This window comes from Dactylosporangium sp. NPDC006015, from assembly GCF_040614215.1.
Classification (GTDB): Bacteria; Actinomycetota; Actinomycetes; order Mycobacteriales; family Micromonosporaceae; genus Dactylosporangium; species Dactylosporangium maewongense.
In genome coordinates, this window is sequence record NZ_JBEXUD010000094.1 from 1 (window position 1) to 18,552 (window position 18,552).

Here is an 18,552-nt window from a genome sequence, read left to right on the forward strand (position 1 = left end):
CTCGTCGCCGCCGCGCTCGCCGCCGGCAAGGCCGGGGCCGCGTTCGTGCCCGTCGACCTCGACGCCCCGGCGGCCCGCATCGCGCGGCTGCTGGAGGACGCCCGCCCCGCCGTCGTGGTCACCGACGCGGCGCACCGCGACCTGCTGCCGGACGTGCCGGTCCTGCTCGTCGACTGCACCGACGACCCGCCCGCGGTCCTCGCGGAGGCCCTGGTGGAGGCGCTGCCCGGCGACGAGGCGTACGTGCTGTACACCTCCGGCTCCACCGGCCGCCCGAAGGGCGTCGTCGTGCCGCACGCGGCCGTCGTCAACACCCTGCGCTGGTACGTCGCCGCCGCCCCCGTCACGCCGTCCGACCGGGTGCTGTTCAAGACCCCGCTCACCTTCGACCCGGCGCTGCTGGAGCTCTTCGGCACCCTCGTCGCCGGCGCCACCATCGTCCTGGCCGACCCCGACGGGCACCGCGACCCCGACTACCTCGTCCGCGCGATCGAGCGGTTCGCGGTGACGTCGGTGAAGTTCGTGCCGACCACGCTGCGGCAGTTCCTCGACGTCGTCGGCGCCGGCAGGTGTACGACCTTGCGCCGCGTCCTCTGCGGCGGCGAGGCGCTCTCCGCCGAGCTCGCCGGCCGCTGCCTGGACCTGCTCGACGTCGAGCTGCTCAACCTGTACGGGCCGACGGAGACGGCGATCGAGGCCACCGCCTGGCGGACCCGTCGCGGTGAGCTGCCGCGGCACATCCCGATCGGCCGCCCGATCCGCGGTGCCCGCGCCTACGTCCTCGACGACCGGCTCCGCCCGGTCCCGCCGGGCGCGACCGGCGAGCTGTACCTCGGCGGTGCCGGGCTCGCCCACGGCTACCTGGACCGGCCCGGCCTGACCGCCGCCGCGTTCGTCCCCGACCCGTTCGGCCCGCCCGGCGGGCGGCTGTACCGCACCGGCGACCTCGTCCGCTGGACCGGCGACGGCGAGCTGCTGTTCGTGCGCCGCGCCGACGCCCAGGTGAAGCTGCGCGGCGTGCGGATCGAGCCCGGCGAGGTCGCCGCGGCGCTGCGGGAGCTGCCCGGCGTCCTCGACGCGGCCGTCCTCGTGCGACCGGTCGACGGCGAACCCGCGCTCGTCGGCTACGTCGCCCACGGCGCCGCCCCGGCACCCCCGGCCGCCGGGCTGCTCAAGCGGCTGCGGGCGGTCCTGCCGGCGGTCATGGTGCCGGCCTTCCTCGTCATCATGCCCGCGCTGCCGGAGCTGACCAGCGGCAAGACCGACGAACGGGCCCTCGCCGAGCTGCCGGTGCGGCCCGTCGCCGCGACCTACGTGGCGCCGCGCACCGCCGCCGAGGCCGCTATGCTGCGGGTCTGGGAGGAGGTCCTGGACCGGCCCGGGATCGGCGTCGACGACGACTTCTTCGCCCTCGGCGGCCACTCGATGCTGGCCACCCGCCTGGTTGCCCGCCTCCGCGCCGACCTCGGGGTGGAGGTGCCGGTCCGGGCGGTGTTCGAGGCGCCGACCCCCGTCGGGCTCGCCGCCTTCGTCGACGGCGCGACCGGCAGCACCCGCCCGCCGCTGGTGCCGGCGCCGCGCCCCGACGCCGTGCCGCTGTCCTTCGCCCAGCAGCGGCTGTGGTTCCTGTACCGGCTGACCGGCCCCAGCGCCACCTACAACGTGCCGCTGACGATCCACCTGACCGGCGCCCTCGACACCGCGGCGCTCGCCGGGGCGCTGCGCGACGTCGTCGCCCGGCACGAGAGCCTGCGGACCACGGTCGTCGAGATCGACGGCGTCGCCGCCCAGCGAATCGTGCCGGCGGCGGACGCCGGCGTCGAGCTGACCGTCGTCGACGGCGCCCGCGACCTCGACGACGCCCTCGCCACCACCTTCCGCCTGGAGCAGGACCTCCCGCTGCGCGCGTGGCTGCTGACGGCCGGCCCCGGCGAGCACGTGCTGCGCCTGGTGCTGCACCACATCGCCTGCGACGGCTGGTCGATGGTGCCGCTCGCCACCGACCTCGCCCGCGCCTACGCCGCCAGGGTCGCCGGCGACCCGGTCCGGTGGGAGCCGCTGCCGGCCCAGTACGCCGACTACACGCTGTGGCAGCAGCGGCTGCTCGGCAACCCGCGCGACACCCGCAGCCTGCTGTCCCGGCAGACCGCGTACTGGCGGCGGGCGCTGGCGAAGGCCCCGGCGGAGCTGGCGCTGCCGTTCGACCGGCCCCGCCCCGCCGTGCCGACGTCCGCCGGTCGCGGGATCCGCTTCACCGTCCCGGCCGAGGTCCACGACGGCATGGCGGCGCTCGCCCGCGGCCACCGGGCCAGCGTCTTCATGGTCGCCCAGGCAGCCCTCGCGGCGCTGCTCACCGGCGCCGGCGCCGGCACCGACATCCCGCTCGGCACCCCCGCCGCCGGGCGGACCGACCCGGCCCTCGACGACCTCGTCGGCATCTTCGTCAACACCGTCGTGCTGCGCACCGACACCTCAGGCGACCCGTCGTTCACCGACCTGCTCGCCCGGGTCCGCGACGCCGACCTCGACGCCTACGCCCACCAGGACGTGCCCTTCGACCACCTGGTGCGGGCGCTGAACCCGGCCAGGTCCGGCGCCCGGCACCCGCTGTTCCAGGTGATGATCGTCGCCGACGACACCGGCCGCGGCGCGCTGGAGCTGCCGGACCTGCGGATGCGGATCGAGCCGGCCCCGTCGACGACGGCGAAGTTCGACCTCAACCTGATGCTGCGCGAGCGGCTCGGCCCCGGCGGCGCCTGCCTCGGCGTCGACGGGCTGCTCGAATACAGCGTCGACCTGTTCGACGACGCGACCGTCGCCCGGCTCGCCGAGCGGTACACGGCGCTGCTCGCCGAGGTCGTCGCCGACCCGGGCACCCGCTGCTGCCGCCCCTTCGATGTCCACGACGCCCCAGCCCCAGCGAAGACGGTGACCGCCGGTGAGTGACCTCATGCCCAACCCCTGGCTGCCGAACCGGCGGCGGGCGACCGACACCGTGCTGCGGGTGTTCTGCTTCCCGCACGCCGGCGGCGCCGCCTCCGCGTTCCGGACGTGGCAGCAGCACCTGCCGTACGGCCTCGAGGTGTGCCCGGTCCAGCTGCCCGGCCGCGAGTCCCGCTTCGGCGAGCCGCTGCCGACCGGCGTCGTCGACCTCGTCCCCGACCTCGCCGAGGCGCTGCTGCCCGCCCTGGACGTGCCGTTCGCGCTGCTGGGCAACAGTATGGGCGCGCTCGTCGCCTACGAGCTGGCCCGGCACCTGCGCCGCGACCACCTGCCGTCGCCGACCCGCCTGGTGGTCGCCGGGGCGAAACCGCCGGGCGGCGCCGCCCGCATGCCGGCGCTCAGCCACCTGCCGGACCTCGAGTTCGGCCGGGCGATGCAGGCCCGGCACGGCGGCATCCCCGCCGAGGTGCTCGACGACCCGCAGATCGCCGAGATCTACCTGCCGGTGCTGCGGGCCGACATGGCGATGGTCGAAGGGTACGTCCCCGAACCCGGCCCGCCGCTCACCTGCCCCGTCAGCGCGTACGTGGGCGCCGGCGACACCGTCAGCAGCGCCGAGGACGTCGACGGCTGGGCCGCGGTGACCACCGGCCGGTTCGACCGCCGGATCCTGCCCGGGGACCACTTCGCCGTCCTCAGCCACGCGGAGCTCGTCCTCGGCCGCCTCGCCGACGAGCTCGCCCTGCGCTGACTTTCCTGTTGCAACACTCGCCTTCGAAGGGACAGTGGCATGACCGACGACGAGACCCGCCGCTACACCGTGGTGGTCAACGACGAGGAGCAGTACTCGATCTGGGCCGAGGGCCGCGACATCCCCGCCGGCTGGAAGGACGCCGGCTTCACCGGCGCCAGGGACGAGTGCCTCGCCCACGTCAACGAGGTCTGGACCGACATGCGTCCGCTGAGCCTGCGCCGCGCGATGGAACACCAGAGCGCCTGAGCGCTCCTCCACCAGACCCCCTCTTGCGAAGGCGGTGCCGCTCATGGCGCTCGACGACCAGCCGTCCCTGCTCTCCCGGCTGCTCGCCGTGGGCGACGCCGACCGGGACCGGATACTTCTCGACGTGGTCCGGTCCGCGGTCGTGGCCGCCACCGGCAAGCCCGGGCCCGTGGACGCCGGGCTCGCGTTCCGCCAGCTCGGCGTGTACCGGGCGATCGGCACCCGGCTGCGGGAGGAGCTGGCCGCCGCGACCGGCGTCCGCATCCCGGCGACCCTGCTGTTCGACTACCCGACCCCGGCCGCCGTCGCCGGTTTCCTCCGTGACTCGCTGCTGGGCCCGACCCACGAGGAACAGGTGACGGTCGCGCGGGCCACCTCCGACGGCGCCGACGACCCGGTCGTGATCGTCGGCATGAGCTGCCGGTACGCGGGCGGCGTCGACACACCCGAAGCCCTCTGGCGGCTCGTCGCGGCCGGCTCCGACGCCGTGAGCACGTTCCCCACCGACCGTGGCTGGCGGACCGACCTCTACGACCCGGACCCCGACGCGGTCGGGAAGTGCTGCACCCGGCACGGCTCGTTCCTGCACGGCGCCGCCGAGTTCGACCCCGCGTTCTTCGGCATCAGCCCCCGCGAGGCCCTCGGTATGGACCCGCAGCAGCGGCTGCTGCTCGAGGTCGCCTGGGAGGCCCTCGAATCCGCGCGCATCGACCCGCTGTCGGTGGCCGGCCGGCCCGGCGGCGTCTACGTCGGCGTGCCCTACACCCACTACGGGCCGGCGCTGCACCGCCCCGCCGACGGCATGCACGGCTACCTGCTGACCGGCAGCCTCACCAGCGTCGCGTCCGGCCGCGTCGCCTACACCCTCGGGCTGGAGGGGCAGGCCGTCACCGTCGACACCGCCTGCTCGTCGTCGCTCGTCGCGCTGCACCTGGCGACGCGGGCGCTGCGCGGCGGCGAGTGCGAGCTCGCACTCGTCGGCGGGGTCACCGTCATGTCGACGCCGGGCGTTCTGATGGAGTTCAGCCGCAAGCGCGGCCTCTCGCCCGACGGGCGCTGCAAGGCGTTCTCCGACGACGCCGACGGCACCGGTTGGGGTGAGGGCGCCGGCATGCTCGTGCTGGAGCGGCTGTCCACCGCCCGGGCCCGCGGCCACCGGGTCCTCGCCGTCGTGCGCGGCTCCGCGCTCAACCAGGACGGCGCGTCCAACGGCCTCACCGCCCCGAACGGCCCGTCGCAGCAGCGGGTCATCCGCGCCGCGCTCGCCGACGCCGGGCTGTCACCGTCCGATGTGGACGCGGTGGAGGCGCACGGCACCGGCACCGCCCTCGGCGACCCGATCGAGGCGCAGGCGATCCTCGCCACCTACGGCCGGGACCGCGGCGACGGCGACCCGCTGTGGCTGGGCTCGCTGAAGTCGAACGTCGGGCACACCCAGGCGGCCGCCGGCGTCGGCGGCGTCATCAAGATGATCCTCGCCATGCACCACGGCGTGCTGCCGAAGACCCTGCACGTGTCGGCGCCCTCCACCCACGTCGACTGGTCCGAGGGCCGGGTCGAGCTGCTGCGCGACGCGGTCGCGTGGCCGGAGACCGGCCGGCCGCGGCGCGCCGCCGTGTCGTCGTTCGGGGTCTCCGGCACCAACGCGCACGTGATCCTGGAGGCACCGCAGGACACCGACGACCCCGCCGAGCCCACGTCGGGGCCGGTGCCGATCGTGGTGTCCGGGCGCGGCGACGCGGCGCTGCGGGCCCAGGCCGGCCGCCTCGCCGGCTTCCTCGACGACCGCCCGGGGCACGACCTCGGCGCCGTCGGCTGGTCCCTCGCCAGCACCCGCGCCGCCCTCCCGCACCGGGCGGTCGTCGTCGGCGCCGGCCACGACGACGTCCGCGAGCAGCTGCTGCAGATCGCCGGTGGCGCCGTGCCCGGCGCGGTCGCCCGCCCCGGCGGCAAGGTCGCGTTCGTGTTCCCCGGCCAGGGCTCGCAATGGGCCGGCATGGCCGTGCGGCTCCTCGACACCGACCCGGGCTTCGCGGCGTCGATCGGCCGGTGCGAGACGGCGTTCGCGCCGTTCGTGGACTGGTCGCTGACCGCCGTCCTGCGCGGCGAACCGGACGCGCCCCCGCTGAGCCGGGTCGACGTGGTCCAGCCGGTGCTGTTCGCGGTGATGGTGTCCCTCGCCGGGATGTGGCGGGCCGCCGGCGTCGAACCCGACGTCGTCGTCGGGCACTCGCAGGGCGAGATCGCCGCCGCGTACGTCGCCGGGATCCTCTCGCTCGACGACGCCGCCCGCGTCGTCGTGCTGCGCAGCCAGGCGCTGTCCGCCCTGGCGGGGAAGGGCGGCATGCTGTCGGTGGCGCTGCCCGCCGCCGACGTCGCCGGGCGGATCGAGCCGTGGGCGGGCCGGCTCGGCGTCGCCGCCGTCAACGGCACGACCTCCGCGGTGGTGTCCGGGGAGCCCGACGCGCTCGACGAGTTCACCGCGGTGTGTGATGCGGCGGGTGTACGGACGCGGCGCGTCGACGTCGACTACGCCTCCCACGGTGTGCAGGTGGAGGCGATCCGGGACCGGCTGCTGGAGCTGCTCGCCCCGGTCGCCCCAGGTCCCGCCACGGTCCCTTTGCGCTCGACCGTCGGCGCCGACCTCGATGGTGTCACCGTCGGCGGCGCGGACTACTGGTACCGCAACCTGCGGCACACCGTCGAGTTCGCCGCCGCCGTCCGCGACCTCGCCGACGCGGGCGTGACGACGTTCGTCGAGGTCAGCGCCCACCCAGTGCTCACCGTCGGGATCCAGGAGACCCTCGAAGGCCACACCGGGGACGCGTTCGTCACCGGGACCCTGCGCCGCGACGACGGCGGCCGGGACAGGTTCCTCGCCTCGCTCGGCGCCGCCTGGGCGCACGGCGCGGCCGTCGACTGGACCGGCGTCTTCGGCCCCGGCCGGCGGACCGTCGCCCTGCCCACGTACGCGTTCCAGCGGCAGCGGTACTGGCTCGACGCGCCGCTGCTGGAGGACACGGCGACCGGGCCGACCGGGACCGTCGACGCCGAGTTCTGGGAAGCCGTCGAACGTTCGGACGCGGCCGAGCTCGCCGGGGTCCTCGCCACCGACGCCGGCGCGATCGGCGCCGTGCTGCCCGCGCTGCGCACCTGGCACGAGCGGCGGGCCGTCCGCGGCCTGGTCGACGGCTGGCGGTACAAGATCCGCTGGGACGCGCTGCCCGAGCCGTCCGCGGTCACCCTCACCGGCACGTGGCTGGTGGTGCACCCCTTCGGGGATACCACGGCCGGCCCTGTCGCAGAGGCGCTCACCGCCCACGGCGCGACCGTGCGCACCCTCGCCGCCGACGACGCGGCCCTCCCTGACGCGCTGTGCGAGGCGCTGGCCGAGCCCGTCGACGGGGTGCTGTCACTGCTGGGCACCGACGAGTCGGCGCCCGCCGGCAACCTGCTGCTCATCCAGGCCCTCGCCGGCCTCGGCACCGCCGCGCCGCTGTGGTGCGTGACCCGTGGCGCGGTGGCCGTGGACGGCGAGCGGCTCGCCGCACCCGCGCAGGCGCAGACGTGGGGCCTCGGCCGGGTCGCGGCCCTGGAGTTCCCGCGGACCTGGGGCGGCCTCGTCGACCTGCCGGCGGCGCTGGACGCCCGCGCGGCGGCCAGACTTTGCGCGGTGCTCGCCGGGCTCGGCGAGCTCGGTGGCGAGGACCAGGTCGCGGTGCGCGCCACCGGCGTCTTCGGGCGGCGCCTCGTCCACGCCGGCACCGGCACCACCGCACCCGCCCGCGCGTGGCGGCCGACCGGGACCGTCCTCGTCACCGGCGGCACCGGCGCCCTCGGCGGGCACGTCGCCCGGTGGCTCGCCGCCGGCGGCGCCCACCGGCTCGTGCTCACCAGCCGGCGCGGCGCCGACGCACCCGGCGCGGCCGACCTCGTCGCCGAGCTCGCCGCCGCGGGCACCGAGGCGAGGGTCGTCGCGTGCGACGTCGCCGACCGGGACGCCGTCGCCGCGCTCGTCGCCGACTGCGCCGGGCGGGGCGAGCCGATCACCACGGTCATGCACACCGCCGGCGTCGCCGACCTGGCCGCGCTGCCGGACCTGACCGCCGACGGGATGGCCTCGGTCGCCGCCGGGAAGGTCGCCGGGGCGCTGCACCTCGACGCCCTGCTGGACCGGACCGCCCTCGACGCCGTCGTCTACTTCTCCTCGATCGCGGCGGTCTGGGGCGTCGGCGACCACGGCGCGTACGCGGCCGCGAACGCCCACCTCGACGCCCTCGCCGAGCAGCAGCGCGCCGACGGCGTCGCCGCCCACTCGATCGCGTGGGGCCCGTGGGCCGGCGGCGGCATGATCGCCGACTCCCTCGCCGACACGCTGCGCCGCCGCGGCGTGCCGCTGATCGACCCCGAGCCGGCGATGCACGCCCTGCAGCAGGTCCTCGACCACGACGACACCACGGTCGCCGTCGCCGACGTCGACTGGGAGCGCTTCGCCGCCGTCTTCGGCAGCGCCCGGCCCAGCCCGCTCATCGGCGCGCTGCCGGAGATCCGCCGCCTGGCGGACGCGGCCCCGCCACCGGCCGCGACGGGCGGCGGTGGCACGCTCGCCCGCGACCTCGCCGGGGCGGGCGGCGCAGAGCGGGACCGGGTCCTGCTCGACCTGGTCCGCGGGCAGGTCGCCCGGGTCCTCGGGCACGCGTCCGCGGCCACCGTCGAGAGCTCCCGCGCGTTCATGGAGCTCGGCTTCGACTCGCTGTCGGCGGTCGAGCTGCGCAACGCGCTCAACGCCGCGACCGGGCTGCGGCTGCCGGCGACCGCCGTGTTCGACCACCCCACGCCCGCACACCTGGCCCGGTTCCTGCGCGCGTCGCTGTTCGGCGAGGCCCAGGACGCGCCGGCCGCCGCGCCGGTCGCGGCCGCCGACCGCGACGACCCGGTCGTCATCGTCGGCATCGGCTGCCGGTACCCGGGCGGCGTGCGGAGCCCGGAGGACCTGTGGCGGGTCGTCGCCGGCGAGGTCGACGCCGTCGGGGCGATGCCGACCGACCGCGGCTGGGATCTCGCCGCCCTCTACGACCCCGATCCCGACCACGCCGGCACCACGTACGTGCGGGACGGCGGCTTCCTCTACGACGCCGCCGACTTCGACCCCGAGGCGTTCGGGATCAGCCCCCGCGAGGCGGTCGCCATGGACCCGCAGCAGCGGCTGCTGCTCGAGGTCGCCTGGGACGCCACCGAACACGCCCGGATCGCCCCGACGTCGCTGCGCGACAGCCGCACCGGCGTGTTCGTCGGCATGGCCGACCAGGCGTACGGCTCCCGGCTGCAGACCGGCGCTTCCGGCCCCTCGGGCCTCGAGGGGTACCTCGTCACCGGTGGCGCGTCGAGCGTCGCGTCGGGACGGATCAGCTACGTGCTGGGGCTGGAGGGCCCGGCGGTCACCGTCGACACCGCGTGCTCGTCGTCGCTGGTCGCCCTGCACCTGGCGGTGGAGTCGCTGCACCGCGGCGAGTGCGACCTGGCCCTCGCCGGCGCCGCGATGGTGATGTCGACCCCGGGCCAGTTCGTCGGCTTCAGCCGCCAGCGCGGCCTGGCCCGCGACGGGCGGTGCAAGGCGTTCGGGGCCGGCGCCGACGGGTTCGGCCTCGCCGAGGGCGCCGGCATGGTGGTGCTGGAGCGGCTGTCCGACGCCCGGGCCAACGGCCACCGGATCCTCGCCGTCGTGCGCGGGACCGCGGTGAACCAGGACGGCGCCTCCAACGGCCTCACCGCCCCCAACGGGCCGTCGCAGCAGCGGGTGATCCGCACCGCCCTCGCCGCCGCGGGCCTCGCCGCGACCGAGGTCGACGCGGTCGAGGGCCACGGCACCGGGACCCTGCTCGGCGACCCGATCGAGGCGCAGGCGCTGCTGGCCACGTACGGCGCCGGGCGCGACCCGGCGGACCCGCTGTGGCTCGGCTCGCTGAAGTCCAACGTCGGGCACACGCAGACCGCGGCCGGGATCGGCGGCGTGATCAAGATGGTGCTGGCGATGGAGCACGGCCTGCTGCCCAGGACCCTGCACGCCGACGAGCCGTCGCCGCACGTCGACTGGTCGTCCGGCACCGTACGACTGCTGGACCGGGCCCGCCCGTGGCCGGCGGGCGGCCGGCCGCGCCGCGCCGGGGTGTCGTCGTTCGGCATCAGCGGCACCAACGCCCACGTGATCGTGGAGGAGCCGCCGCCCGCCGACGACTCGCCTGCCCTTCCGGAGGCACCCAGCGCTGGGCTGGTGCCGATCGTGGTCTCGGCGCACGGCGCGAAGGCGCTCGCCGCGCAGGCGGACCGGCTGCTGGGGTCGATCGGCGGGGCGCACCACGGTACCGACGCCGCCAACGCCAACCCTGTGGAACTGGCCGACGTCGGCTGGTCGCTGCTGACCACGCGGGCCGCGCTGCCACACCGCGCCGTCGTCCTCGGCTCGGACCGCGCCGAGGTGGCCGGCGGACTCGCCGCGCTCGCGGGCGGTGCCGACACGGTCGTGCAGGGCGTCGCCGACGTCGACGGGCGGGTCGTGTTCGTCTTCCCCGGCCAGGGCGCCCAGTGGGCCGGCATGGGCGCCGCGCTGCTGGACGCCGCGCCGGTGTTCGCCGAGTCGGTGCGGGCGTGCGAGGAGGCCCTGGCGCCGTTCGTCGACTGGTCGCTGACCGCTGTCCTGCGGGGCGAGGACGGCGCGCCCGGCCTGGACCGGGTCGACGTCGTGCAGCCCGCTTCGTGGGCGGTGATGGTGTCCCTGACCGCGTTGTGGCGCTCGTACGGCGTCCGCCCCGACGCCGTCGTCGGGCACTCGCAGGGCGAGATCGCCGCGGCCTGCGTCGCCGGGATGCTCAGCCTGCCCGACGCCGCCCGGGTCGTCGCCGAGCGCAGCAAGGCGATCGTCGCGCTCGCCGGCGGGGGAGCGATGGCGTCGGTCGCGCTGCCCGTCGCCGCCGTGCGGGACCGCATCGCCGCCTGCCCGGGCCGCCTGAGCGTCGCCGTGGTGAACGGGCCCACGGCGGTCGTGGTCGCCGGGGACGTCGACGCCGTGCACCGGTTCGTCGCCGACTGTGCCGCCGACGGGGTGCGGGCGAGGCTCGTCGAGGTCGACTACGCGTCGCACTCCGAGCAGGTCGAGTCGATCGAGTCGGCGCTGCGGGAGGCGCTCGCGCCGGTCAGCGGGGTGCCCGGCTCGGTGCCGATGCTGTCGACCGCGACGGGGGAGTGGCTCGCGGGTCCGCAGCTGGACGCCGGCTACTGGTACCGCAACCTGCGCGAGACGGTCCACTTCGCCGACAGCGTGCAGCGGCTCGTCGAGGACGGCTACCGGATGTTCGTGGAGTGCAGCCCGCACCCGGTGCTGACCGTGCCGATCCAGGAGATCGCCGACGCGGCCACCGACAGCGCCTACGTGGTGGCCGGTTCGCTGCGCCGCGGCGACGGCGGGCCGGACCGCTTCGCGCGCTCCGTCGCGGAGCTGTTCGTGCGTGGCTGCGCGGTGGACTTCACGCCGCTGCTCGGCACCGGCCGCACCGTCGTGGACCTGCCGACGTACGCGTTCCAGCGGCGCCGGTTCTGGCTCGACGCACCGCCCGCCGGCACCGCCGTGGCCGCCCCCGCCGACGACCGGTTCTGGGACGCGGTCCGGCGCGGCGACGTGACCGGGCTGGCCGGCGCGACGTCGGCCGACCCGGCGGCGCTCGCCGCGGTCCTGCCGGCGCTGCGGACCTGGCACGACGAGTCGCAGGTGCGGGCCGCCGTCGACGAGCTGCGCTACGCGGTGCGGTGGGACGCGCTCGCCGCCCCGGCTCCCGCCGCGCTCACCGGCCGCTGGCTGGTGGTGGCGGCCGGCGACGAGTCGGCCGGGGGCGCGCTCGACGGTCCCGTGGACGTGGTGCTGGCCGCGATCGCCGAGCACGGTGCCCAGGCACAGCTGCTGCGGCTCCCGGCGGGCGAGGCGGACCGGTCCCGGATCGCCGCGCGGCTGCAGTCCCTGGCGGACGGCCCGGTCGACGGGGTGCTGTCGCTGCTGGCCTGGGACGAGACGCCGCACCGCACGGTGCCGGAGCTGACCTCGGGGCTGGCCGGCAACGTCGGGCTCGTGCAGGCGCTGCACGACACCGGCGTCGGCGCGAAGCTGTGGTGCGCGACCGGCGGGGCGGTCTCCGTCGGCGCCGGCGACGTGCTGCACCGACCGGCGCAGGCGCACGTGTGGGGCATGGGCATCGTCGCCGGGCTCGACGACCCGGACGGCTGGGGCGGCCTCGTCGACCTGCCGTCCACGGTGGACGCCGCCGCGGCCGCGCGGCTGTGCGCCGTGCTGGCCGGCATCGGCGACGAGGACCAGGTCGCGATCCGCCCCGGCGGCATCTTCGGCCGCCGGCTGGTCCGGGCCCCGCTCGCCGCCGACGCCCCGCGCCGACCGTGGCGTCCACATGGGACGGTGCTCGTCACCGGCGGCACCGGGGCGCTCGGCGGGCACGTGGCCCGCTGGCTCGCCGGCGCCGGCGCGACCCGCCTGGTGCTGACCAGCCGGCGCGGGATGGCGGCGCCCGGCGCCGCGGACCTCGTCGCGGAGCTCGCCGCCCTCGGCGCCGAGGCGACCGTGGTGGCCTGCGACGTCGGCGACCGCGAGGAGGTGCGCCGGCTGCTGGCGGACCTACCGGCGGGCGCGCCGCTCACCGCGGTCGTGCACGCGGCCGGGGTGCCCGGCGACGAGCGGCCCCTGACCGGGACCGGCCTGGCGGACATGGCCGCGGTACTGCGCGGCAAGGCGGCGGGCGCCATGCACCTCGACGCGCTGCTGGCCGCCGTGCCGCTCGACGCGTTCGTCGTGTTCTCCTCCGGCGCCGGCGTCTGGGGCAACCTCGGCCAGGCGGCGTACGCGGCGGGCAACGCCTACCTCGAGGCGCTCGCCCGGCACCGGCGGCACCGCGGCCAGGCCGCGACCTGCGTCGCGTGGGGCGCCTGGGCGGCGGGCGGCATGGTCGACGCGAGCGAGTCCGCCCGGCTCGCCGGGCACGGGATCCTCGGCATGGACCCGCGGCACGCGGTCGCGGCGCTGCGGGACGCGGTCGAGCACGGCGAGGCCGCGGTGGTCGTGGCCCGGGTCGACTGGCCCCGGTTCGCGGACCTGTACTCGATGGCCAGGCACCGCCCGCTGCTGGACGAGCTGGATGTCGCCAGGTCTCCGGCGTCGTCGGACGCGGCTCCGGCCGGGGACGAGCCCGGGTCGCAGCGGCCCGAGCCGGCACGGCGGCTGCTCGGCCTGACCGCCGACGAGCGGCAGCGGGAGCTGGTGCACCTGGTCCGCAGCCACGCCGCCGGCACCTTGGGCCACGCGACCCCGGACGCGGTCGCCGCCTCGCGGCCGTTCCGCGAGCTCGGGTTCGACTCGCTGACCGCCGTCGACCTGCGCAACAAGCTCACCGCCCTGACGGGGCTGCGGCTGCCGGTGACGGTGGTGTTCGACCACCCGACGCCGGCCGCGCTCGCCCGGCACCTCGACGCGGCGCTCGTCCCGGACACCGGCGACGGCCCGCTGGCGGCGCTGGACGCGCTCGCGGCGGCGCTGCCCGACGGTGACGTCGACCCGGAGACCCGGCGGCAGGTCGCGGACCGGCTGCGGAACCTGCTGCGCCGCTGGGACGACGGGGCGGCCGAGGCGGCGGAGGGCCTGGACGAGGCCGACGACGAGGAGATGTTCGACCTGATCGACCGGGAGCTCGGCCTGACCTGACGCGTGGCGGGTGCACAGAACGGTGGCCGGGACATCGTCCCGGCCACCGTTCGTCTGCCTGGTGGTGCGCCCCGCTCAGCGGCGCACGTACTCGTTGAGCACCTTGGGCGGCCACGAACCGACGCCGAAGAGGCCCATGGAGTAGGCCTTCGACACCAGTGCCGCACGGTTCGGCACCTTGAACTGCCGCAGCATGTTGCTGACGTGGTACTCGATGCCCTGACGGCTCAGATACAGCTTTGCGGCCAGTTGTACGGTAGGGACACCGGTGGCCACTCCCTCGAGAATCTTGGCATTGATTTCTGTCAAGATCTTGTTGGGGCTGATGAGCACCCGCCGATCGTCCTCCCCCTTGTCGGGAGCGACCAGCACGACGATTGTCTTCAGCTGGCCGGCGTCGCCCTGCACCGCCATTCCGGTGAGTGATCCGGTGAAGGCGGTGCGGGTCGCCCAAATGGCGGCGAGATGCTCGACGAATCGTCCGCTGCGACCGGTGAGAAGTCGGTCGAACTGTCGGCGCATGTGCTGCCGCACACTCGGGTGCAGAAGCTCGGAGAAGTCGAATCCGTGCAGGTCGAAGCGCGGCTGGCCGCAGTGCTCCAGTAATGCTGCGTTTGTCTGCTGGATGCGCAGTTGTGGATTGAGGACGGCGAGGCCGACCCCGGTCCGTTCGACAATGGACAGAAACAGCTCGCCGTATTCGCTCGCGCCGACGAGCGCCGGATGGGGCTGCGGAAATGGACAGCACTGTTCCGACGATGTTTCACTCCTGTTTTGCCTGCGGAGCGGGTCGGTCCGAGTTGCGTCTTGAACGTCTGCCTTCAAGTTACCGACCAGAAGCATCGACACGTCTCCCAAATGCTCCAAATTTGAACTCGCATCGGGAGCCTTGCACGGCTTTCCGCGAGCGTCAACGCGAGCAAATCGGGCAGCAAAGACTGTGGTAGGCGTGCGCCTAGTTCGGTGTGGTGGACCGTAGTCGGCGGCGGGGCGTGGCCGGACGGGGACGCAGGGTGGCCAAGGTTTCCGTATGGGTGCCGGCGGTGGTCCATCCATGCAGGTCAACGTGTGTCCGGACGGCCGGCGGACGGCCCCGGGAGCCGGATCCGGGCACCGAGCGCAACGGAATCCTGACCGAAGTCCGGTTCGGGCCGAGTTGTGACCGTCGGGTAGGTCGTACAGGCGGACATCGATCTTGCGAAAAATTTGAGCATTGACTTGAGAGTTCACGGCCGCGGAGACGTATCGATGAATGCTTTGAGTGGCGTGACTATTACCCGCGGTGATCTTCCGTTGTTTGGAGGCGAATGAGCTATTCGGCGGGTGGATCGGACATTTTACCCGCTACCCGGTTGAGAACCGCCTTTAGTGCGGATCTATTGGTGACCCCCAGTTTTCGGTAGCAGTTGGTCAGGTGCTTCTCCACGGCCCGCTGGGAGATGCCGAGCCGCGTGGCGATGGCGTGGTTCGTCAGCCCGGCCGTGACCAGGTCCGTGACCGTCCGCTCGCCAGGGGTGAACGAGCTGATCCCGGGCACCAGCTGCTCGTGGTGCGCCTCGAGCGCCGTCGTGGCCGGCTCCATCAGCCAGGAGAGCCCGGCCGCGACCGCCAGCTGCCCACCGCGGCGCAGATCCTCGCCGGCGCCCCTGCGCCCCGACGCGAGCAGCCGGGTGCCCCGGGCCAGCAGCGCGCGGGCCAGCTCCAGCTCGTTGGCGGAGTGCTCCAGCACGTCCACGGCGTCGTCGAGCAGGCGCAGCGACTGCCGGCCGTGGCTGAGCTCGCCCCAGACCCGCAGCGTGCGGCCGGTCGCCGCCGGCGCACCCCAGGCGGCCACCAGCCGGTGCTCCTCCGAGATGCACTCGACCGCCTCCTCGGCCCGCCCGAGCCGGTCCAGCAGCGGCGCGATCATCGTGCCGGTCGGGAAGAGCGCCCGGTTGCGCCAGCCGTGGGTGGCGAGCTGCTGCTGGCACTCGGTCAACGCGACGAGCGCGGCCTGCGGTTCGCTGTTGTACAGCATCGCGCCGTAGAGCAGGTTGCGGACCATCGGCAGCATGCCCGTCTCGGCGGTCGCCCGCTCCGGACGCCACAACGCCGCGGTCCGCTGCCGCAGCCGGTCGTCCGGCACCGCGGCGGCGACCGCGAAGAGCATCGCGGCGCCGACCGCGTCGTCACCGAGGCCGTCCGGCAGCACGGTGAGCGCGTTCGCGGCGCTGGCCGCCGCCGCGCCGGGCTGCCCGGTGTGCAGCTGTTGAAACGCCAGCTGGGCGTGGACCTGCGCCGCGACCCGGCGGCACGGCGCGGCGTCGGAGACCCGGCTCGCCTCCGCCAGCCACGGCCGCAGCGCCGGCACCCGCTCGACGGCGACGGCGCCGGCGACGAGGAGCGGCGCGATCGAGGCGAGCGTGTCGTGGTCGACCGGCAGGGCCTCGAACAGCAGCTGGGCGAGCGGCGCCAGCTCCTGCGCGGACAGCTCCGCCGACATGGTCGCGCAGAACAGCAGCACCGCCGCGAGCTCCCGCTCGGCCGGGGTGCGCGGCCGCATCATCCCGTCGCGCAGCCGGGCCGTCGCGGCGGCGAGCACGGCCGGGTCCTGCCAGCCCGCCAACCACCGCCGCGCCTCCAGCCGCTGCGCCAGCGCCTCGACACCCGCCGGCCGCGCCGCCACCCGCGCCGGCGCGTCGCGTCCGGGACCGGTGGTTGCGGGCTCTCCCTGTTGCTGCGGGTGGCTGGTGTACTGCCGGTGCCCGGCGGACTGTGCCGACTCCGTCGGCTCCCGGGGCCTCTGGGGCTTCGGTGGCTCGGTGGGCCGCTCGGTGGGCCGCTCGGTGGGCCGCTCGGTGGGCCGCCCGGCCGGCGCTGTCGTCTGCGGGGCGGCGGGGGGTTCGGGGGCGAGGTGCCGCAGGACGCCGTCGATGGCCTCGCCGGCGGCCTCCGCGCCGGACAGCAGCGCCATCGGCGGGATGCGGGCCAGCGCTGCGGCACGGGCGTCGTCACCGGGCAGCGCCGGCAGGGCCTGGAGCACGCGGCGCACCAGCGTCGACGGGTTGCCGCACCGCTCGGCGACGGCGAGCTCGACGAGGACCCCGGCCCGCTCGGCACCGTCCGGCGGCAGCCCGCGCAGCGCGAGCCGCAGGTACCGCACCGCGCTGGCCACGTCGTGACGGGCGAGGGCGGCCGCAGCGGCGTCGGACAGCACGCCCGCCGCGTACGGCTGCAGCACCACAGCCTGCTCCAGGTGCGCCGCGATCCGCTCGGCGGGTGCGCCGGCCCGGTACAGCGCCTCCGCCGCCTGCACGTGACCGACCGCGAACGACTCCGGGCAGATCGTGGTGCCGACGACGTGCCGCACGACCGCGTCGAGCAACGGCTGCGGCTCGGCCGAGCCGTGCAGGCCCATCGCCCGCAACGCCCGGGCGGCGGTGCGCGCGTCGATGTCGTCGAGACCGGCGAGCCGCCCGACGAGCCCGGGCTCCGCGTCGGCGCCGAGCAGCACGCCGTGCAGCAGGAACGCGCACTGCGCCGCGGGCAGCGCGGTGACCGCGGCGGCGACCCGCCGGCGCAGCGGCTCGTACTCGCGCCCGGTGACGTCTGGCGTCTCACCGCCGGCGGCCGCTTCCCACCCGGCCGGTGGCGTCCACACGGCTGGCGGTGTCGCCCCGGCTGGTGGCGTCGTCCCGGTCGGTGGCGTTGATCCGGTTGGTGGCGTCCGCCCGGGCGGCGGTGCCCAGCCGGCGGGGTTTGCCGCCAGTGAGCGCACGAGCAGCGGGTTGCCGCCGGTGAGCCGGTGGAGGCGGGCCGCCGCGGCGCGGTCTGCCCCGACGCCGTGATTGCCAGCGACCCCGTGCTTGCCAGCGGCGCCGTCAGCCCTGGCGGCGCCGTCAGCCCTAGCGGCGCCGTTGGCCCTAGCGGCGCCGTTAGGGCCACCGGCGCCGTTAGCGCCGGCAGTGCCGTTAGCGCTGGCCGCGTCAGCCATGCTGGCCAGGAGCCGCTCGACGCCGGCCGCGGACAGCGGGGCCGGTCGAAGCGTCCGGTCGGCGCGGGCCAGTGCGGCGCGGACCCGGGGCCGGTCGCCGGCCGCGTCGCCGTCCAGGACCGCGAGCACCACCAGCACCGCCACGCCACCCGCCCGGCCGGCCTGCCGGTCCAGCCGGGTGAGCCAGGCCAGGCTCGCGTCGTCGGCCCACTGCAGGTCGTCGATGGTGACCAGGAGCGTGCCGGTGCGCGCCGCGGCCGACCCGCGGATCTCTCCCCACAGCCGCGACGCCAGGCTGCGCGGCAGGTCCTGCTCGGCGCGGTTCGCCGCGGCCGCGACCACCGGGACCCCGCCTTCGGCGGCGAGGTCCGCCGCCCGTCGTAGCAGGGCCGACCTGCCCACACCCAGGCCGCCCGCGACGGCGAGGATGCCGCCCTGCCCGCCGCGGAGCCGGGTCACCGCCGCCCGGCAGAGCTCAACATCTTGATCCCGCTCGATCAGCACACCGGAGAGTGTTCCCCAGCCGCGCCACCCAGTACATCGGAAAGTTGCGCTCTGCTGGTGATTCCGAGCCTGCGGTACGTGTTGCTCAGGTGCAGCTCGACCGTCCGCTTGGTGATGTCCAGGATCTCGGCGATGGCGGCGTTGGGCAGCCCGTTCGCGGCCAGCTCGGCGACCCTCAGCTGGGCCGCCGACAACGTCCCCGGGCCGCCGCCCGTCTCGGCCGGGGGCGGGCCGGCGTCGCGGTGCGCGGCGGCGCTCTTCCTGGCCGGGGCCGGTCCCTTGCCGCCGGCCCGGACGCTCCAGCCGTTGCCGGGCCCGATGCGGCCCGCGGCACGCAGGGCGGCGCCGGCCGCCGGGGAGCTGCGCCGCCGCGCCGCC

At 75.9% G+C, this 18,552-nt stretch carries 7 protein-coding genes; 4 read left to right on the forward strand and 3 right to left on the reverse strand.

Features of this window, described 5'->3' with window-relative positions; translation table 11 throughout:
• The 4 genes from ABZ321_RS57570 to ABZ321_RS57585 all read left to right on the forward strand — a co-directional run.
• The coding region (locus tag ABZ321_RS57570) for an amino acid adenylation domain-containing protein (RefSeq protein ID WP_354905478.1) at positions 1–2,946 on the forward strand (2,946 nt) is incomplete at its 5' end.
• Positions 2,939–3,694 (forward strand): alpha/beta fold hydrolase, encoded by a 756-nt coding sequence (locus ABZ321_RS57575; protein WP_344506575.1) that lies wholly within the window; start codon positions 2,939–2,941, stop codon positions 3,692–3,694. The genes ABZ321_RS57570 and ABZ321_RS57575, both read left to right, overlap by 8 nt.
• Positions 3,695–3,733: 39 nt before the next feature.
• Positions 3,734–3,943 (forward strand): MbtH family NRPS accessory protein, encoded by a 210-nt coding sequence (locus ABZ321_RS57580; protein ID WP_344506573.1) that lies wholly within the window; start codon positions 3,734–3,736, stop codon positions 3,941–3,943.
• 43 nt (positions 3,944–3,986) lie between these two features.
• On the forward strand, positions 3,987–13,697 hold the full coding sequence (locus ABZ321_RS57585) for a type I polyketide synthase (protein WP_354905481.1): 9,711 nt from the start codon (positions 3,987–3,989) through the stop codon (positions 13,695–13,697).
• Positions 13,698–13,772: 75 nt separating this feature from the next.
• Here the strand turns inward: ABZ321_RS57585 and ABZ321_RS57590 are convergent, their stop codons facing one another.
• From ABZ321_RS57590 to ABZ321_RS57600, 3 genes are all read right to left on the reverse strand, one after another.
• A complete protein-coding gene (locus ABZ321_RS57590) occupies positions 13,773–14,540 on the reverse strand; it encodes a LuxR C-terminal-related transcriptional regulator (RefSeq protein ID WP_344506688.1) in 768 nt (255 codons plus the stop codon).
• Positions 14,541–15,009: 469 nt separating this feature from the next.
• Positions 15,010–18,174 carry a LuxR C-terminal-related transcriptional regulator gene (locus ABZ321_RS57595; protein WP_354905484.1) on the reverse strand — a complete coding sequence of 1,055 codons (3,165 nt, stop codon included), beginning with the start codon at positions 18,172–18,174 and terminating at the stop codon, positions 15,010–15,012.
• A partial coding sequence (locus ABZ321_RS57600; RefSeq protein WP_354905487.1) for a helix-turn-helix transcriptional regulator occupies positions 18,168–18,552 on the reverse strand: 385 nt, incomplete at its 5' end. The genes ABZ321_RS57600 and ABZ321_RS57595, both read right to left, overlap by 7 nt.